We start from the raw sequence: 18,840 nt of genomic DNA on the forward strand, positions 1-18,840 counted from the left end.
CGGCGCGTTGGGCGGCGGGGCAGCCTGCGCAGCAGGCCGAGGGCGCCTGCATGCGCCCGAGCCCGACGCACGTGCGCCGCCACCGCCTGCCCGGACGCCGCGGGACGGGGCAAGAAAGCAAAACCCCAAGACCGCAAGAACTCCAAAACCCCAAGCAGCCCCCCTTGCATCCCCCCTTCACCCCGGGTACAACCTGAGAAGAACAACGGCACCTGTGCCCGATCCCACCCGCCCCGGTTTCACAAGAACCGGCGTGCGCAGCCGGCCCGGGCATCCAAGACCCTCGGAGTAGACATGAATGCCCCTCTTACGTCCGCGCAGCGCGCGGCGCTTGCCTCCGTCCAGCTGGACGACAAATACACCCTGGAAACCGGCCGCGCCTGGATGAGCGGCATCCATGCATTGGTGCGCCTGCCCATGATGCAGCGCGTGCGCGACCAGCGTGCCGGGCTGAATACCGCCGGCTTCATTTCGGGCTATCGCGGTTCGCCCCTGGGCGGCGTGGACCTGAACATGTGGAAGGCCGCCCAGTACCTGAAGGCGCACCACGTCGAATTCCAGCCGGGCATCAACGAAGACCTGGCCGCCACCGCGGTATGGGGTTCGCAGCAGGTCAACCTGTTTCCCGGCGCGCGCTACGACGGCGTGTTCGGCATGTGGTACGGCAAGGGTCCGGGCGTGGACCGCTGCGGCGATGTCTTCAAGCACGCCAACGCCGCCGGCACCGCGCCGCACGGGGGCGTGCTGGTGGTGGCGGGCGACGACCACCCGGCCAAGTCGTCCACCCTGCCGCACCAGAGCGACCACATCCTGAAAGCCTGCATGATCCCGGCGCTATTTCCTTCCAGCGTGCAGGAAGTGCTGGACTACGGCCTGCACGGCTGGGCCATGAGCCGCTACGCCGGCGTGTGGGTGGGCATGAAGTGCATCACCGACATCGTCGAGGTCTCGGCCTCGGTCGAGGTCGATCCGCACCGCGTGCCCATCATCCTGCCGGATGACTTCCAGCTGCCGCCCGACGGCCTGAACATCCGCCTGCCCGACACCCCGCTGGCCCAGGAGGCCCGGCTGCTCGACTACAAGCTGTATGCCGCGCTGGCCTACGCGCGCGCCAACCGGCTGAACCGCGAACTGTGGCACGTGCCGCAAAACGAGGCGCGCTTCGGCATCATGACTTCCGGCAAGGCCTACCTGGACACCCGCCAGGCCCTGGCCGACCTGGGCCTGACCGAAGCCGCCTGCCGCCGCATCGGGCTGCGCCTGTTCAAGGTGGGCATGGTATGGCCGCTGGAAGCCACCGGCGTGCAGCAGTTCGCCGAGGGGCTGGACGAGATCCTGGTGGTCGAAGAAAAACGCCAGGTGCTGGAATACCAGTTGAAGGAAGAGCTGTTCAGCTGGATCGGCACCGGCAAGAAAATCCCGCGCGTCGTGGGCAAGTTCGACGACAAGGACGGCGGCGAATGGTCGGTGCCGCAGGGCAACTGGCTGCTGCCGGCGCACTACGAGTTTTCGCCCGCCATGGTGGCCAAGGCGGTGGGCGCGCGCCTGCTGCGCTTCGCCCTGCCCGATGATGTGCGCGCCGGCATCGAGGCCCGGCTGGCGTTCATCGCCGAGCGCGAGCAGGCGCTGGCCAGGCCGCGCGTGACCGCCGAGCGCAAGCCCTGGTTCTGTTCGGGCTGTCCGCACAATACCTCGACGCGGGTGCCCGAGGGCTCGCGCGGCATGGCCGGCATCGGCTGCCACTACATGGTGACCTGGATGGGCCGCAATACCCAGGCCTATACCCAGATGGGCGGCGAGGGCGTGCCGTGGCTGGGGCAGGCGCCGTTTACCGATGAAAAGCACGTTTTCGCCAATCTGGGCGACGGCACTTACTACCATTCGGGCCTGCTGGCCATCCGCGCGGCGGTGGCGGCCAAGGCACCCATCACCTACAAGATCCTGTTCAACGACGCGGTGGCCATGACCGGCGGGCAGCCGGTGGACGGGCCGATCGACGTGCCGATGATCACCCGCCAGATGGCTGCCGAGGGCATCGAGAAAATCGTCGTCGTGACCGACGAGCCGCACAAGTACCAGGGCGCGACCGGCCTGGCGCCGGGCGTGCCGGTGCGCCACCGCGACGAGCTCGACGCGGTGATGCGCGAGCTGCGCGAATACCCCGGCGTATCCATCCTGGTGTACGACCAGACCTGCGCCACTGAAAAGCGGCGCCGCCGCAAGCGCAACGCGTACCCCGACCCGGCGCGCCGCGTGGTCATCAACGAGCGGGTCTGCGAAGGCTGCGGCGATTGTTCCGAACAGTCGCACTGCCTGTCGGTCGAGCCGCTGGAAACCGAGTTCGGCCGCAAGCGCGCCATCAACCAGTCCAGCTGCAATAAAGACTATTCCTGTCTCAAGGGGTTCTGCCCCAGCCTGGTCACTGTAGAAGGCGGCCGCCTGCGCAAGCCCCGGCCCCTGGCGCAAGAGGGCGCCATCGACGCGGGCCTGCCCGAGCCGGCGATGCCGGCCCTGGCGCGGCCGTACGGTGTGTTCGTGGCCGGAGTGGGCGGCACCGGCGTGGTCACCATCGGCCAATTGCTGGGCATGGCGGCGCACCTGGAAGGCAGGGGCTGTTCGGTGCTGGACATGGCGGGCCTGGCCCAGAAGGGTGGCGCGGTGTTTTCGCACGTGGTGCTGGCGCCGTCGCCCGAAGACCTGCTCAACACCCGGGTCGCCATGGGCGAAGCCGACCTGGTGCTGGCGGGCGACCTGGTCGTGGCGGCCAGCCAGGAATCGGTGGCCCGCATGCGTGCCGGCCGCACCCGCGTACTGCTCAACAGCGACGTGGCGCCCACCGCCGCGTTCGTCAGCGACCCCGACTGGCGCCTGCCCGGCGCCGATCTGCAGGCCGACCTGCGAGCCGCCTGCGGCGAGGGCGGCGTCGATATGATCGATGCCGCCGAGCTGGCGGTGGGGCTGCTGGGCGACGCCATCTACGCCAATCCGCTGATGATGGGCTATGCCTATCAGAAAGGCTGGTTGCCGCTGGGCCAGCAGGCGCTGCTGCGCGCCATCGAGCTGAACGGCCAGCAGGTACCGGCCAACCTGGCGGCGTTCGCCTGGGGCCGCCGCGCCGCGCACGACCTGGCCGCGGTGCAGCGCCTGGTTGGCCGCGGCGCCGCGCCCGACGAGCGTTTTGTCGAAGTGCGGCGCGGCCAGCCCACGGCGGTGGTCGACATCAAGCGGCCGTCCGGCGAGCTCGACGCGCTGGTGGCGGTGCGAGGCGACTTCCTGACGGCCTACCAGAATGCCGCCTACGCGGACCGCTACCGCGACCTGGTACGGCACGTGGCGCAGGCCGAGCAAGCCGCCACCGGCACTACCCGGCTGGCGGCCGCCGTGGCGCGCTACTACTTCAAGCTGATGGCCTACAAAGACGAATACGAAGTGGCGCGGCTGTACACCGACGGCGAATTCCTGAAGCAGCTCGAGGCGCAGTTCGAGGGCGACTGGAAGTTGCGCCTGCACCTGGCCCCGCCGCTGCTGGCCCGCCGCGACGCGCAAGGCCACCTGGTCAAGCGCGCCTATGGCCCGGGCATGCTGAAGGCCTTCCGGGTGCTGGCCCGGTTGCGCGGCCTGCGCGGCACGCCGCTGGACATCTTCGGCTATACCGCCGAGCGCCGCGCGGAGCGCGCCCTGATCGATACCTATCGCGGCGACCTGCTGGCCATCCTGCCCAAACTGAACCGGGCCAACCTGGACCGCGCCGTGGCGCTGGCCAGCCTGCCGGAATCCATCCGCGGCTATGGCCACATCAAAGAAGCCGCGATGCGGCAGGCCGCCGCCAGGCGCGCCGAGCTGATGCAGGGGTTCAGCGCCAAGGTGGTGCCCATCGACGGTGCGCGCGCCGCCTGAGGCCGGCGGGTCAGCCGGTGGCGGTGCTGGGCCGCGTGAAGCGTTCGAAGCGCGGCTTGGCCGGCGCGCCGAAGCGTTCGACACGCGGCGGCGTCTGGGCCTGGGCGCGCGCGGTCTGGGCCGCGGCCTGTTCGCGCTGGGCGATCAGGGCCTCGGCCTTGTGGTGATGCGGCGCCATCTTGCGCACCATCACCCGGCCGTCGCGCGGGAAGTAGCCGATGCGGCGCGCATGCACATTGCCCAGGTCCTGCGCCAGGACCGGGATGCCTTCGGTCTGCAGGTAATTGAGCACGAAACGGGCATTGCGTTCGCCGATATTCAGCTGCTGCATCGCGCTCAGCACCGCGCCGCCGCCGAACACCTTGGCTTCCAGCCGCTCGCGCGCCGCGCCGGCCTTGAGCAGCTCGTTGACCAGGACTTCCATGGCGAAGGCGCCATAGCGCATGGTGGCCGAGGCCGGCGAATCGCTGTCGCCCTCGGGCAGCATGAAATGGTTCATGCCGCCCACGCCGGCCCGCGGGTCGCGGATACAGGCCGCCACGCATGAGCCGAGCACGGTCGAGATCATGATGTCTTCGCCGGCCGCCACATAGTATTCATTGGGCAGCACCTTGACCGCCGGGCAATGAAAGGCGCTATCAAAATAGTGACGAGTCGCGCGGGCGTCGAGGCGAGTGGACATGGAGGGACCGCATCAGAAAAACGGTACAGGCAAGTGGAGGGAGAAATCTGCTGCCCAAATATGTTAGCAAATTTGTTTTATGTAAAAAAAACTAAAGATTTTTTCAATCTTCGACCCGCTGCTTTGGCGGGGCGGGCGCGCGCGGGCCAGGACGCCGGATAATATGTCCCTTTTATTTTGCCCAGCCGCGCCGGCTACTTGCAATGTAGCGGCGGCGGGGGCGTTTCTTTTGGGGTATTAAGGGGATTAAAAGCGCGTACTGCGCGTGACTGACCAGCGCGCCGCCAGGGCGCCCAGGATGCTGGTGCCCAGCACGGCGGCCGCCAGCACCGGCAGGCCCGGCAGGTGCAGGGCGAAGTCGGCGCCATAGCTGCGCGCCAGCCCGAGCAGAGCGCTGTTCAGCGGCGCCAGCGCGATGGCCGCCGCGCCGATGGCCACCAGCGCGGCCAGCGCGCCGGACAGGGCCCCCAGGTACAGGAACGGCCGGCGCACGAACGATTCGGTGGCGCCCACCAGGCGCGCCACGGCGATTTCCTCGCGCTGCAGCATGGCCTGCATGCGCACCGTATTGAAGACGGCGGCCAGCACCACCGCCGCCACGCAGGCCGCCAGGAACAGCAGGCCCACGCGGGCGAAGCGCAGGATGGCTTCCAGCCGCTGCACCCAGGCGCTGTCGAGCTGCACCTGGTCGACGTGCTGCCATTGCTTCCAGGCCTGGGCCAGCTGGCCGGCGCGCTGCGCCAGCTGCTCGCCTTCGGTCAGGGTGGCCACCACGGCGTCCGGCAGGGGGTTGCCGGGCAGCACGGCCAGCGCCTGGTCCCAGGTGGGGTCGCTGCGCAGCGAGGCCAGCGCGTCGTCGCGCGGCACCACGCGCACCGCCTGGACCTGCGCGGCGTTTTCGGCGCGGATGCGCTGCGCGATGGCCTGAGCCGCGCCGGCGGGCGCGTCGGTTTGCAAGAACAGGGTGAGTTCGGGGGTAACCGACACCTGCCGCGCCACGGGCTGCGCTGACACCAGGATGGCGCCGCCCAGCAGCGGCAGGGCCAGCGCCAGGGCCATGACCAGCAGGTTGGCCAGGGATGAGAAGGGCTGCGCCGCCAGGCGGCGCAGCGTAACCGTCAGGGCATAGCGATGCTGCCGCAGCCAGGATTTCATGCGGAGGCTCCCGAGTCGTGGAACTTGCCGGGCTCCAGCCGCAGCATGCGCGTGGCGTATTGGGACATCAGCGCTTCGTCGTGCGAGGCGATCAGGGTGGTGACCCCGACGCGGTTGAAATCGCGGAACACATTCAGGATGCGCTGCGCGGTGTCGTGGTCCAGGTTGGCGGTGGGTTCGTCGGCAATCAGGATGGCCGGCCGGTTGACGATGGCGCGCGCGATGGCCAGGCGCTGTTGTTCGCCGCCCGACAATTCGATGGGGTTCATGCCTTCTTTGCCCGCCAGGCCGACTTTGTCGAGCGCGGCGCGCGCCCGGGCGCTGGCCGCGTCGGGGGCCTGGCCGATGACGGCCAGCGGCAGCATGACGTTCTGCAGGGCGCTGCGGTCGAACAGCAGGTGGGTGTCTTGCAGGATGACGCCCACGGCCCGCCGCAGATAGGGCCGCGCGCGCGCCGGCAGCTTGTCGAGCCGCTGCCCGTTGACCTGGATGGAGCCCCGGCTGGCGGGCTCCAGGCCGCCTATCAGCTTGAGCAGGGTGGATTTGCCGGCGCCCGATGCACCTGACACGAAAATGAATTCGCCGGCGCTGACCCGGAAGTTGATATCGGCCAGGATATTGCGGCCGCGCCCATACGATTTGAAGACGTGCTGGAATTCGATCATGGCGGCAGGTGAGGATGAAGCAGCAATAGTACCGCGCAGCGATCCGGGCGACGGTTGCATATTTTTCCGTCCCTTTTTTTCAGTTAATCCGTCAAGGGATTTCCCCCATGTCCCCGAATATGCTGAGCCGCTACCATCCCGGCGATGCTTGATGCGCCCACCCTCTGCGCATCGAGGCTTCCCCTACAGGAGAGAAAGATGAAAGCACTGAAATTAGCCGCCGTTGCCGCCGCACTGTTCGCAGCGTCTTCGGCGGCCAACGCTGGCGCAACCTTCGACAGCGTCAAGAAGAAAGGCTTTGTCCAGTGCGGTGTGTCGACGGGCATTCCCGGATTCTCCATGGCGGACAGCAAAGGCGAATGGAAAGGCATCGACGTGGCCATGTGCCGTGCCATCGCCGCCACCATGTTCAATGATTCCACCAAGTTCAAGGTCACGCCGCTGAATACGCAGCAGCGCTTCACCGCGCTGCAGTCGGGCGAAGTCGACGTGCTGACCCGCAACACCACCCAGACCCTGACCCGCGACACCACCCTGGGCCTGATCGGCGCCGGCGTCAACTACTACGACAGCCAGGGCGTGATGGTGTCCAAGGAACTCGGCGTCAAGAGCGCCAAGGAACTGAACGGCGCCACCATCTGCGTGCAGCCGGGCACCACCACCGAGCTGAACCTGGCCGACTGGTTCCGCGGCCAGAAGATCGAATTCAAGCCGGTCGTGATCGACAAGTACGACGAGATCATCCGCGCCTTCTCGGCCGGACGCTGCGACGCCTTCACCACCGACAAATCGCAGCTGGCCTCGACCCGCACCACGCTCGAGAACCCCGACAACTTCGTCATCCTGCCGGAAGACTTCTCGAAAGAGCCGCTGGGCCCCATGGTGCGCCAGGGCGACGAGCAATGGTTCAACATCGTGCGCTGGTCGCTCAATGCCATGCTGGAAGCCGAGGAATACGGCATCACCTCGAAGAACGTCGATGAAATGGCCAAGAGCTCCAATCCCAACATCCAGCGCATTCTGGGCGTGACCCCGGGCATGGGCAAGAACCTGGGCGTGGACGACAAGTGGGCCTACACCATCATCAAGCAGGTGGGCAACTATGGCGAAGTGTTCGAACGCACGCTCGGCGGCAGCAGCGCCATGAAGCTCGAGCGCGGCCTGAACGCTTCGTACAAGAACGGCGGCTTGATGTACGGCTGGCCGGTGCGCTAAGCACGGCTGCCAGGCAAGGCGGGGTCGCCCGCCTTGCCAAGCCCGCCTGGAGCGGGCGGCAGGAGTAAGGTGGCGCCAGGGTTTACCGGCCATTCCTGTTCGACTTCTGTAGATTCATTCCATGACGACAAACAACCCCCAAGTCCCGGTGGCGGCGCCCAAGCGGCGCCTCAACTGGAACGACCCCGGCGTGCGCGCCGTGGTGTATCAGGTTGTCGCGCTGGCCCTGGTCGCCCTGGCCGTGTGGTTCCTGGTTTCCAACACCCTGCACAACCTGCAGGTACGCAACATCTCTACCGGCTTCGGGTTCATCGAGCGCGAGGCGGGCTTCGCCATCGGCGAGACGCCCATCAGCTACAGCCCGGCCGACACCTATGGCCGCGCCATCGTGGTGGGCCTGCTGAACACGCTGCGCGCGGCCGTGCTGGGCATCATCCTGGCCACCATCCTGGGCACCCTGATCGGGGTGGGCCGGCTGTCGAAGAACTGGCTCATGGCCAAGGTGTGCTCGGTGTATGTCGAGGCCATGCGCAACGTGCCGCTGCTGCTGCAGCTGTTCTTCTGGTATGCGCTGATCACCGAGAACATGCCCGGCCCGCGCCAGGCGACCAACCCGCTGCCCGGCGTGTTCATCTCGAACCGCGGCCTGAAAGTGCCGGCCCTGGAAGGCGCCTCGCTGGACTTCATCCTGGGCGGGCTGGCGCTGGCCATCATCGGCACCATCGTGGCCGCCCATTGGGGCAAGAAGCGCCAGGAGGCCACCGGCAAGGTGTTCCCGCTGGGCCGTGTCGCGCTGGGCCTGTTCATCGGGCTGCCCATCCTGGGCTGGCTGGTGAGCGGCGCGTCGCTGACGCTGGACATGCCGGTGCTGAAGGGCTTCAACTTCTCGGGCGGGCTGACGCTGTCGCCCGAGTTCGCGGCCCTGCTGGCGGGGCTGGTGATCTACACCTCGGCCTTCATCGCCGAAGTGGTGCGCTCGGGCATCCAGGCGGTCAACCAGGGCCAGTGGGAAGCCGCCGGCTCGCTGGGCCTGCGCCGCTCGCGGGTGCTGCGCCTGGTGATACTGCCGCAGGCGCTGCGCGTGATCATCCCGCCCATGACCAGCCAGTACCTGAACCTGACCAAGAACAGCTCGCTGGCCGTGGCCATCGGGTATCCCGACATCGTGTCGGTGGTCAACACCACCATGAACCAGACCGGGCAGGCCATCGAAGGCATCCTGATCATCATGGCGGCCTACCTGACCGTCAGCCTGTCGATCTCGGTATTCATGAACTGGTACAACAAGCGCATCGCGCTGGTGGAGCGTTGACATGAGCACGACTACGCCTATCCCCAGCGAAGGCCTGCCGCCGCCCCGCAACCAGGTCGGCCTGTGGCCTTGGCTGAAAGAGCGCCTGTTTTCGTCGCCCATGAGCATCCTGGCCACGGTGCTGGTGGCCTGGATCCTGCTGATGGCCGTGCCGGCCCTGGTCGAATGGGCCTTCCTGCAGGCCGACTTCACGTCGGCGACCTCGCAGGAATGCCGCAAGGCCGCCGGCGCGTGCTGGGCGTTCATCGCCGAGAAGCACCGCCTGATCCTGTTCGGCACCTATCCGTACGACGAGCAGTGGCGTCCGCTGCTGGCCACCATCATCCTGATCGGGGTGATCGTCTGCAGCGGCCTGCGCCGTTTCTGGAACATGCGCCTGGCCTTGATCTGGGCCGTGGGCCTGACCGCCGTGGCGGTGCTGATGTGGGGCGGCGTGCTGGGCCTGACCTACGTCGAGAACTCGCTGTGGGGCGGCCTGCCGCTGACGCTGATCCTGTCGACCTTCGGCATCGCCTTCGCCTTTCCCATCGGCGTGCTGCTGGCGCTGGGCCGCAAGTCGAAGATGCCGGCCATCAAGGCGCTGTGCGTCGTGTACATCGAGCTGATCCGGGGCGTGCCGCTGATCAGCCTGCTGTTCATGTCGTCGGTGATGCTGCCGCTGTTCCTGCCGGTGGGCTTTTCCATCGACAAGCTGCTGCGCGCGCAGATCGCCATCATCATGTTCGCGGCCGCGTATATCGCCGAGACCGTGCGCGGCGGGCTGCAGGCCATCCCGAAGGGGCAGTACGAAGGCGCCGATTCGCTGGGCCTGAACTACTGGCAGCAGATGCGCAAGATCATCCTGCCGCAGGCCCTGCGCATCGTGATCCCGCCGCTGGTCAGCATTTTCATCGCGCTGTTCAAGGACACGTCGCTGGTGGTGATCATCGGCATCTTCGACCTGACGCTGGCGGCCAAGGCCGCGCTGTCGGACGCCGCCTGGCGCGGCTTCGGGGTCGAGGCCTATGTTTTCATCTCGCTGATCTACTTCGTGTTCTGCTTTTCGATGTCGAAATACAGCCAACGCCTGGAAAAACGCCTGGCGACCGGGCACAAACGATAGTTGCCGGGCCCGTGCCCGCCGCAGGCGGGCCGGGCCGGCGCACCTTATGGGAGTACAGGCATGAGTGATGCCATCATCCGCATGCAGAACGTGAACAAGTGGTATGGCCAGTTCCACGTGCTGCGCAATATCAACCTGGACGTGGCGCCCGGCGAACGTATCGTGGTGTGCGGCCCGTCGGGGTCGGGCAAGTCGACCATGATCCGCTGCATCAACCGGCTGGAAGAACACCAGCAGGGCCACATCATCGTCGACGGCACCGAGCTCACCAACGATCTGAAGCACATCGAGACCATCCGCCGCGACGTGGGCATGGTGTTCCAGCACTTCAACCTGTTCCCGCACCTGACCGTGCTGGAGAACCTGACGCTGGGACCCACCTGGGTGCTGAAGAAGCCGCGCGCCGAGGCCGAGGCCACCGCCATGAAGTACCTGGAACGCGTGCGCATCCCGGAACAGGCCAACAAGTTCCCCGGCCAGCTGTCCGGCGGCCAGCAGCAGCGCGTGGCCATCGCGCGGTCGTTGTGCATGAGCCCCAAGATCATGCTGTTCGATGAGCCCACGTCCGCCCTGGACCCGGAAATGGTGAAGGAAGTGCTGGACGTGATGGTGACGCTGGCCCAGGAAAGCGGCATGACCATGCTGTGCGTGACCCACGAAATGGGCTTCGCGCGCAAGGTGGCCAACCGCGTGATTTTCATGGACCGCGGCGAGATCATCGAGCAGAACAGCCCCGACCAGTTCTTCGACAATCCTCAGAACGAGCGCACCAAGCTGTTCCTGAGCCAGATCCTGCACTAAGACGTGCAGGGTTGCGGCGGGCGGTCCATGGCGGGCCGCCCGCTTACCGTCCGGTACACCTGGATGGTGTTTGCCAGGAAGTGCTGCAGGCCGAACGCCGCCAGGCTCTTGCGCCGGGCGGCCTGGCCCATTTCCCGCAGATCGCAGGCGCCGCCGGCCATGCCGCGCAGCAGTTCCGCCAGCGCCTCGGGCCGGGCCGGCGGCACCACCCACCCGTCGCGGCCCGGGTCGATGTTTTCGGGCAGGCCGGCATAATCGGTGACGATCACGGGCTTGCCCATGGCCATCATCTCGCGGCAGGCGAACGAGATTGTTTCCACCCGGGTGGACAGCACGAACCCCACATCGATGGCGGCGATGAAAGGCCGCACATCCGCGAGCGACCCCGCATGGGTGACGCGGGCCGCCATGCCCGACGCGTCGAGCTCGGCCTGCTGCGACTGGCTGAACGCCTCGCCGGCCAGCGCAATATGGAAGCGGTCGGCGATTTCGGCCGGCAGCAGGGCCAGGGCGCGCACCATGTCGAGCCAGGCCTTGTAAGAGGCGGTGCCCGCGTTGCTGCCCAGCACGATGCGGTTGTCGGCGCGTTCGCCCAGCAGGGCGCGGCGGTGGGCGGCCGCCGTCGCCTCGTCGGGCGGGCGGAAGCAGTCGGTGTCCACGCCGTTGCCGATGGTGCTGACGCCGCATGCCGCGTACGGGCTGTTCCGCACACGCTGCTCGACGTGCTTGCACACCGCGATGACATGGTCAGTGCCGTAGCGGGCGCGCAGGGCGGCGCTGGTGCGCGAGATCGGGATCGTGTTGTGCTTGGTGAAGACGATGCGCGGCCGGTTTTTCATGAAGCGCGTGGCCATGATCACCAGCCGGTGGTCGGCCGACCCATTGACGTGCACCACGTCGAAGCGCTGCGCCTTCAACAGGCCGCGCATCGTGCGCAGGGCGGCGGGAATCCGGTAGAAACGCGACGGGTAGTCCTGGGCGTGGCGCGTGACGCCGGGGATTTTTCCGGCCAGCGCGTACAGGGCGCTGGTCGCGGGGGTGGCCACGGCGACGCGGCATTGCCCCGACAAACCCGCCGCCAGCCGCGATACGTAGATGGTGTGGCCGCCGATATGGGGGCCGACGTGGAAGTTCGTGTACAGGATGTGCATGGCATGGGCTCGCGAGCAGACCTTCCACCATACCTGTCGATATGCTGTCATCTTGCTTGCTTGATGTAAGGCTTTGCTTGACATTGATTCGCCCGCAAGGCCGTGGCCGGCCCAGCCAATCGGCCGGCCAGGAGGGCGGGCATGCCTTTGTTCAGGCCGCACGGCCAGGGGGCCTGGAGTATGCTAGCTGCCGCACAGAAGCCCTTTGGAGACCAAAACAAATGCGCAATCCGCAACAATCCCCTGTTTCGCCCACCCGCCGCGCCCTGGTGCGCGGCGCCGTCGCCCTGGCCGCGGCCCTGGCCTGCACGGCCCCGGCCGCCGCCCAGAGCACCGATTTCCCCACCAAGCCGCTGCGCTTCGTGGTGCCGTATCCCCCCGGCGGCCCGCTCGATTCCACCGCCCGCATGCTGGCCGAGAAGGTGCGCGTTTCGCTGGGGCAGCCGGTCATCGTCGAGAACCGCTCCGGCGCGGGCGGCAACATCGGCGCCGACCTGGCCGCCAAGGCGGCCCCCGACGGCTACACGCTGGTGATGGGCGCCGTGGCCACCCACGCCATCAACCCGTGGCTGTTCGCCAACCTGCCGTACGACCCCATCAAGGACTTCGCGCCGGTCACCATCGTGGCCGCGGTGCCCAACGTGCTGGTCATGAACGTCGATTTCGCCAAGAAGAACAACATCAGTTCCCTGGCCGACCTGATCGCCTACGCCAAGAAGAACCCGGGCCGCCTGAACTACGGCTCGGGCGGCAACGGCAGCGCCGGCCACCTGGCGGGCGAACTGCTGAAGGCGCGCGCCGGCATCGACGCCGTGCACGTGCCGTACCAGGGCGCGTCGCCGGCGCAACTGGCGCTGCTGGGCGGGCAGTCCGACTTCATGTTCGACAACCTGGCCGCCTCGGCGCCGTTGATCAAGGATGGCAAGGTCAAGGCCCTGGCGGTGACCACGCTGCAGCGTTCGTCGCTGCTGGCCGACGTGCCCACCATGAACGAGGCGGGCGTCAAGGGTTTCGACCTGGGCACCTGGTTCGGCGTGTTCACCACCGGCGGCACCCCCGCTGCCGTGGTGGCCAAGCTGAACAAGGCCTATGCCGATGCCCTGCGCCAGCCCGACGTGCGCCAGCGCCTGCTGGCCATGGGGTCGGAAGCCGAGCCGATGACCCCCGAAGCCTTCGCGGCGTTCGTGAAGAACGAGAAAGACAAATACCAGGAAATCGTCAAGCTGTCGGGCGCCAGCCTGAACTAGCCGTGTGGCTTCAGGTGTCTGGCTCCGCAGATACCGTCTTGGCGGTCAAGGGCTTAAGGCGTAATCAGAGCGATATGGAGTGCGGCTCTTGAGTACGCCGAAGCATAAGTGAGCGAGCTTTCGCATGGCCGCGCCCAGCGCGGCCATTTTGCTTTTACCCGCGTTGAGCAAGCGAGCGTAAAGCGCCTGTATATGCGGGTTGTGCCGTACCGCGACGACCGCTGCCATGTAGAGCGTGGCCCGTACTCGCGCCGGGCCGGTCTTGGATAGACGAGGCCGGCCATTCAGGCTGCTGCCCGATTGGCGCTGCACCGGTACAACGCCTAGATAAGCGGCCAGCGCCTGCGGTGAGTCGATGCGCCGGTTATGCATGATCGACAGAATGGCATTGCCGGTCTGCGGGCCAACGGCCGGGATACTGCTCAATAGCTCCCGGTCTCCCTTCAGGTCGGGGTGGCGATCGATGTGGTCGTCAATGGCGCGCTCCAGGCGCTTGATCTCTTCACGCAGGAACGCCACGGTCTTGGCGATCGAACCGGCCACCAGCTCCGGAGAGCGGCCAAACTCGCTTTTCTCCTGGCGGTTGAGCTCGCGTTGCAGGTCTTTGGCCAAGGCTTCACGCCGGGCCAGCAGTGCACGCAATTGCCGCGCATGCAGCGGCGCGGGCTGCCAAGCCGGTGGGCGCACTACCTGGCCGTAGCGGGCCAGCATGTAGCTGTCGATCTCATCGGTTTTCGAGCGCACCGCCAAGGCGCGGGCAAAGTCGCGTGCCTGTGCCGGATTGATCATCGAAACCGTGGTTCCTGCGTCGTGCAATGCCGTGCCGGCCTGCTCATGGTAGGGGCCGGTCGGCTCAAGCACGGCGTGCAATTGCTCCGGTGTAGCGCCTTGCTTGGCGCACCAGCCCACCAAGGCCTGGATGCCCGCGGCCGTGTTGGGCACCACTTTGGTCTTGCGCTTGTCGCCTTCGGCGCTCAGCAAGGCACAATTGAGCTTCGCCTTGGAGACGTCAATTCCTAGAAAAAACATAGACTTGGGCTCCTCAAAAAGAATCCCCTCAACCCACTGTGCCCACTTACCTTGTACATGCAGGGTCCTGGCCCTAGGCTACCGTTCAGTGTTCAGCTGGCTTACAGGGGGCGGTTCCGGGGCTTCATCTGCGGAGCAAAGTCCACGCTTTCGGTGCCAGAACAAGCTCACCGGAACCGCTGTGGTGATAGCTAATCACCACAAGTGCCAAGATACAAGGTGCCAGACACCGAAGTGTGCAGCGACTGTCTCAACGGTACGGTGCCTGGCACCTGCGTGAACTGACCCCTGGCCGCATTGCCCGCCCTGCCGCACCATGATAAAAGTTGGCCATCCTATCTAGAAACTGAATACTCGAATGGCCGCCAGTCAAAAACCGAATAGAACGCTGTTCGACCTGGACCTGCTGCGGGCCATGGTCGCCGTGGCCGAATGCGGCAGCTTCACCACCGCGGCCGCGCGCCTGCATTCCACGCAATCCACCGTCAGCCAGAAAGTGCGCCGGCTGGAAGACCTGGCCGGCCACGCTATGCTCGACCGCGGCAACCGCGACGTGCGCCCCACCGAGGCGGGCCAGGTGCTGCTGGGCTATGCGCGGCATATGCTGGCCACCAACGAACAGCTGGCCGAAGCCCTGTCCGGCGCCCTGGTCGCGGTCACCATCCGGCTGGGGTTGCCCGAAGACTTCGCCACCGGGCCGGCCACCCGCGAACTGTCCGCTTTCAACCGGCGCTACCCGCACGTCAAGCTGGAAGTCACCAGCGGCCTCAGCCGCGACCTGGCCGCCGGCTACGACCACGGCGCGCTCGACCTGGCGCTGGTGAAGCAGCGCCGCCACAGCCGCGCGGCGGTGGCCTGCCGGCCCGAAAAAATGGCCTGGATCGACAGCGCCCGCCATCCGTGCATCCACATGGACCCCGTGCCGCTGGTGGTGTTTCCGATGCGGGGCCTGTACCGCGACGACATGATCCAGACCCTGGAAACCCGCGGCCGGCGCTGGCGCATCAGCTTCACCAGTTCCAGCCTGGGCGGCATCCAGAGCGCCGTGGCCAACGGCATGGGCATCAGCCTGCTGCCGCGGCGCGCGGTCACCAAAGACCACGTGGTGCTCAAGAAAAAAGACGGCCTGCCCGACATCGACACCTACGAGATCGGCATCTTCCACCGCCCTGCCGCCGACCGCATGGTGAAAGAACTGGCCGGCGTCCTGGCGCGAATGCTGGACCGCGACGGCGCTTAAGGCTGGCCCGCCGGGCCGCCGGCGCGCACCTGGCCGCGCTGGACCACCACCCGCCGGGCCGGCACGGCAGCCACCGCCGCGGCCGCGTTCGGCGCCTGCAGCGCCACGAAGGTGGCCGGGTTGCCCACTTCCAGGCCATAGTCCGGCAGCCCCAGCACCTGGGCCCCCGCCGCCGTGGCCATGTGCAGCGCGACGCGCAGCGATTCGTCGGTATAGAAACCCGAGCGATAGCCCACCAGCATGGCGCGCTGAAGCATGTCGCCCGATCCATAGGGCCACCAGGCGTCCTGGATATTGTCATTGCCGGCAAACACCTGCACGCCGGCCTCGCGCAGCCGCAGCACCGGCGGAAAAGCCCGGTTGCCGGGCGCGTTGGTCATGATGGCCACGCCGGCCCGCGCCAGCGCCTCGGCCGCCTCGTCCAGCACGCCGGGGGCCACATCGCCCAGGCAATACGCATGGCTGACCGCCACCCGCCCGCCCAACCCGGCGGCTTTCGTGCGCGCGGCGATGCGCTGCAATTGCTGTGCGCCCTGCTCACCCGGTTCGTGCAGGTGGATGTCGATCTTGGCGCCATGCTTTTCGGCAATGCCGAACACCACATCCAGCTGCCCGTCGGCGTCGCCGTCGAGCGTGGACGGATCGATGCCGCCCACGACCTCGGCGCCCTCGCGCACGGCAGCTTCAAGCACGGCAGCCGTGCCGGGGCAGGACATCACGCCCGCCTGCGGAAAGGCCACCAGTTCGATATCCACGACGCCGCGCCACTGTTCGCGCACCTGCATCACCGCACGCAGGTTCTCCAGGCCGGTGGTGGCGTCCACATCGACGTGGCTGCGCATGGCCACGGTGCCGAACGCGGCTGCCTGCGCCACCAGCGCATGGGCGCGCTCGGCAATCGGCCGCGCGCCGGCCAGCGCCTGCTTCTCGATGGCCAGCCGTTCGCGCAGGCTGCCGGCGGGCTGGTGCGGATGCCAGCGGTCGCCCACGAAGCTCTTGTCCAGGTGGATATGGCCATCCACAAAACCAGGCAGCACCAGCCAGCCCTGCAGGTCGATGATTTCCGCGGCGCCGGCGGCGGGCAGGTCCGGCCCGATACCGGCAATGCGGCCATCTGCCACGGCAATGTGAATGCGGCTGCCGTCGGCGGCCAGGGCGTTGGTGTAAAGACGTTCGGTCATGATGGATTCCAGTGCGGGCCGGCTGGCGGCCGGCCGGGATGCCATCAACATAACCAAGCCCCGGCGCATCTACAAGTTAAATATCTTCATGCATGGCATTCGATTTTCGAATGCCACGGCAAACCCGCATCCTTTCAAGGCACCAGCACCAGGCTGCCGGTCGTCTTGCCGGATTCCAGATCGCTGTGCGCCTGGGCGGCCCGCGCCAAGGGGTACTCGCTTGCCGCGCTCTGGATGATGCCCTGGCGGATCGCGGCAATCACCGCCTGCGCCGCCACCGCATAGGTGTCCTGGTCCGCCGCATAAGCCATCACGCTCGGGCGCACCAGCATCGGGCGCAACTCATCCACCGCCACCGGCGGAATCGGCCCCGCGGCCTGCCCCACCGATGCCACCACGCCAAAACGCCGGGTACTCGCCAGCGTCTTGCGCAGCATCGCGCCGCCAATGCCGTCGACCGCAAAGTCCACGCCCTTGCCGCCCGTCAGCCGGCCCACTTCCGCCACCACATCCGCATCGCGGCCCACAATCACGTGGTCCGCACCCTGGGCGCGCGCGATGGCGGCCTTTTCCGGCGAGCTGGCCGTGCCGATCACCGTGCCGCCCAGGTGCTTCGCCCAGCGGGTCAGCATCGCGCCCAGGCCGCCTGCCGCGGCATGCACCAGCAGCGTCGTTCCGCCCGCAACCGGGTAAATGCCGGTCAGCAGCATATGCGCCGTGATCCCGCGCAGAAAAGACACCGCGGCCACCTGCGTGCCGACGTCGTCGGGCAGCTTCACCGCGCGCCAGGCCGGCAGCAGGCGCGTGGCCGCATAGGCGCCCGGGATGCCGGCATACGCCACCCGGTCGCCCACGCGCACGTTGCCGGCTTCCGCGCCCACCGCTTCCACCACGCCGGCGCCCTCCACGCCCAGAATGGCGGGCAACGGCAAGGGATACAGGCCCAGCCGGTGGTAAATATCGATGAAATTCACCCCGATGCCTTCATGGCGCAGGCGGATCTCGCCCGGCCCCGGCGCCCGCGGCGCGCAATCCACAACCTTGAAATTGCCGATATCGCCCGTGGCGATCAGTTCTACCTGCTGGTCCATGGCTGGCCTCCGATGTGTGAGCCAACATGGTTGCAGCTACCAAACTGGTAGTAAATTCCCCATATCTTGACCACCGATGTGAAAAAATTAACCGATGAACTGGGATGACCTGCGCCACTTCAGCGCCCTGGCCGCGGCCGGCTCGCTGTCCGCCGCGGCGCGAACGCTGGCGGTCGAACACGCCACCGTGGCGCGCCGCATCGCGTCGCTGGAAGCCTCCCTGGGCATCCCGCTGGTCGACCGGCGCGGCCGGCGCTGGACCCTGACAGCCGAAGGCGAACGCGTCGCGGCCATTGCCGCCAACATGGAAAACGAAGCGCGCGCCATCCGGCGGGCTGCCGACGGCGCGCGTTCCGAGCTGTCGGGAACCATCGTCATCAGCGCCGCGCCCGCCCTGGCGGCGCTGGCCCTGACCGCGCCCCTGGTGGACCTGCAACGCCGCCATCCCCGCCTGACCCTGCGCATCATCGGCGAAGCCCGCGCCGCCTCGCTGGACCGCGCGGAAGCCGACATCGCCATCCGCCTGACCCGCCCGGAAAAAGGCGACCTGACAATCACCCGGCTGGGCAGAGTGGATTTCCGGCTATATGCCAGCCCCGCCTACCTGGCCGACACGGCCGAAGAGAACTGGCGCTTCATCGGTTCCGACGGGCCGCTGGCGCAGGCGCCGCAGCAGGCGGCATTGGAAAATCTCGCGGCCGGGCGGGTGTTCGCGTTCTACTCCGGCAGCCTGGACATTCAACAGGCCGCCGCGCGCAACGGCGCCGGCATTGCGGCGTTGCCGGACTTCATGGGCTTGGGTGACGCGGAGCTGGTTCCCGCTGTGCCGGGTGCGCCGCTGGTGTCGCGGGACATCTGGCTGGTGGTGCATTCCGACCTAAAGCGCGCGGCGGCGGTCAAGGCGGTGATGGGGCAGTTGCGAAGCGTGTTTGCGCGGGAGCGCAGCGAGGCGGCTGGCGGTTAGCGCCATGCGCTGCGGGGGGTGGGAGCAAGAGACGGGTGTCTGGCTCCCGTCAGGGTGCCTGACACCGATGTGTGCAGACGCGCTATACCTCGGTGTCTGACACCCTGC

15 protein-coding genes are annotated in these 18,840 nt (G+C 67.3%); 8 read left to right on the forward strand and 7 right to left on the reverse strand.

Translation table 11 applies throughout. The features are described from left to right. The first annotated feature begins 294 nt into the window (after nucleotides 1–294). Nucleotides 295–3,897: an indolepyruvate ferredoxin oxidoreductase family protein gene (locus J2P76_RS18175; protein ID WP_207409268.1), complete on the forward strand. Its 3,603-nt coding sequence runs from the start codon at nucleotides 295–297 to the stop codon at nucleotides 3,895–3,897. A 10-nt stretch (nucleotides 3,898–3,907) separates the two neighbouring features. Here the strand turns inward: J2P76_RS18175 and cheD are convergent, their stop codons facing one another. The 3 genes from cheD to J2P76_RS18190 form a co-directional block, all read right to left on the reverse strand. Further along, entirely contained in the window at nucleotides 3,908–4,579 is a 672-nt protein-coding gene (gene cheD, locus J2P76_RS18180; protein WP_207409269.1) for a chemoreceptor glutamine deamidase CheD, read from the reverse strand. A 246-nt stretch (nucleotides 4,580–4,825) separates the two neighbouring features. Beyond that, nucleotides 4,826–5,734, reverse strand: a complete 909-nt coding sequence (locus J2P76_RS18185) for a cell division protein FtsX (protein ID WP_207409270.1) — start codon at nucleotides 5,732–5,734, stop codon at nucleotides 4,826–4,828. Beyond that, the gene (locus tag J2P76_RS18190; protein WP_207410540.1) at nucleotides 5,731–6,399 is read right to left on the reverse strand and encodes a cell division ATP-binding protein FtsE; all 669 of its coding nucleotides are present in this window, start codon (nucleotides 6,397–6,399) and stop codon (nucleotides 5,731–5,733) included. Before J2P76_RS18190 ends, J2P76_RS18185 begins: the two co-directional genes overlap by 4 nt. 198 nt (nucleotides 6,400–6,597) lie before the next feature. Here J2P76_RS18190 and J2P76_RS18195 point away from each other — a divergent pair, with 198 nt between their 5' ends. The 4 genes from J2P76_RS18195 (at nucleotide 6,598) to J2P76_RS18210 (ending at nucleotide 10,829) form a co-directional block, all read left to right on the forward strand. Then, nucleotides 6,598–7,614: an amino acid ABC transporter substrate-binding protein gene (locus tag J2P76_RS18195; protein ID WP_207409271.1), complete on the forward strand. Its 1,017-nt coding sequence runs from the start codon at nucleotides 6,598–6,600 to the stop codon at nucleotides 7,612–7,614. Between the two features lie 121 nt (nucleotides 7,615–7,735). After that, on the forward strand, nucleotides 7,736–8,926 hold the full coding sequence (locus J2P76_RS18200) for an amino acid ABC transporter permease (protein ID WP_207409272.1): 1,191 nt from the start codon (nucleotides 7,736–7,738) through the stop codon (nucleotides 8,924–8,926). A 1-nt stretch (nucleotide 8,927) separates the two neighbouring features. Continuing rightward, nucleotides 8,928–10,028: an amino acid ABC transporter permease gene (locus J2P76_RS18205; protein WP_207409273.1), complete on the forward strand. Its 1,101-nt coding sequence runs from the start codon at nucleotides 8,928–8,930 to the stop codon at nucleotides 10,026–10,028. A gap of 60 nt (nucleotides 10,029–10,088) precedes the next feature. After that, nucleotides 10,089–10,829, forward strand: coding sequence for an amino acid ABC transporter ATP-binding protein (locus tag J2P76_RS18210; protein ID WP_012247528.1), 741 nt, complete (start codon nucleotides 10,089–10,091; stop codon nucleotides 10,827–10,829). On the opposite strand, the gene J2P76_RS18215 is transcribed toward J2P76_RS18210, so the two are convergent. After that, the gene (locus J2P76_RS18215) at nucleotides 10,826–12,031 is read right to left on the reverse strand and encodes a glycosyltransferase family 4 protein (protein ID WP_242697608.1); all 1,206 of its coding nucleotides are present in this window, start codon (nucleotides 12,029–12,031) and stop codon (nucleotides 10,826–10,828) included. The genes J2P76_RS18210 and J2P76_RS18215 overlap by 4 nt on opposite strands. A 170-nt stretch (nucleotides 12,032–12,201) precedes the next feature. On the opposite strand from J2P76_RS18215, the gene J2P76_RS18220 reads away from it, so the two are divergent. Further along, nucleotides 12,202–13,227 carry a Bug family tripartite tricarboxylate transporter substrate binding protein gene (locus J2P76_RS18220; protein ID WP_207409274.1) on the forward strand — a complete coding sequence of 342 codons (1,026 nt, stop codon included), beginning with the start codon at nucleotides 12,202–12,204 and terminating at the stop codon, nucleotides 13,225–13,227. Between the two features lie 45 nt (nucleotides 13,228–13,272). Here J2P76_RS18220 and J2P76_RS18225 read toward each other — a convergent pair whose 3' ends face one another. Next, nucleotides 13,273–14,256: an IS110 family transposase gene (locus J2P76_RS18225; protein ID WP_207403706.1), complete on the reverse strand. Its 984-nt coding sequence runs from the start codon at nucleotides 14,254–14,256 to the stop codon at nucleotides 13,273–13,275. A 358-nt stretch (nucleotides 14,257–14,614) separates the two neighbouring features. Between J2P76_RS18225 and J2P76_RS18230 the strand changes: the two genes are divergently transcribed. Continuing rightward, a complete protein-coding gene (locus tag J2P76_RS18230) occupies nucleotides 14,615–15,496 on the forward strand; it encodes a LysR family transcriptional regulator (protein ID WP_207409275.1) in 882 nt (293 codons plus the stop codon). Here the strand turns inward: J2P76_RS18230 and J2P76_RS18235 are convergent. Next, nucleotides 15,493–16,677 (reverse strand): amidohydrolase family protein, encoded by a 1,185-nt coding sequence (locus J2P76_RS18235; RefSeq protein ID WP_207409276.1) that lies wholly within the window; start codon nucleotides 16,675–16,677, stop codon nucleotides 15,493–15,495. The genes J2P76_RS18230 and J2P76_RS18235 overlap by 4 nt on opposite strands. Before the next feature lie 134 nt (nucleotides 16,678–16,811). Beyond that, on the reverse strand, nucleotides 16,812–17,768 hold the full coding sequence (locus tag J2P76_RS18240; RefSeq protein ID WP_207409277.1) for a quinone oxidoreductase family protein: 957 nt from the start codon (nucleotides 17,766–17,768) through the stop codon (nucleotides 16,812–16,814). Nucleotides 17,769–17,862: 94 nt separating this feature from the next. On the opposite strand from J2P76_RS18240, the gene J2P76_RS18245 reads away from it, so the two are divergent. Next, nucleotides 17,863–18,732, forward strand: coding sequence for a LysR family transcriptional regulator (locus J2P76_RS18245; RefSeq protein ID WP_207409278.1), 870 nt, complete (start codon nucleotides 17,863–17,865; stop codon nucleotides 18,730–18,732). Nucleotides 18,733–18,840: the final 108 nt, after the last annotated feature.

The organism is Bordetella petrii, assembly GCF_017356245.1.
GTDB classification, from domain to species: domain Bacteria; phylum Pseudomonadota; class Gammaproteobacteria; order Burkholderiales; family Burkholderiaceae_B; genus Bordetella_A; species Bordetella_A petrii_D.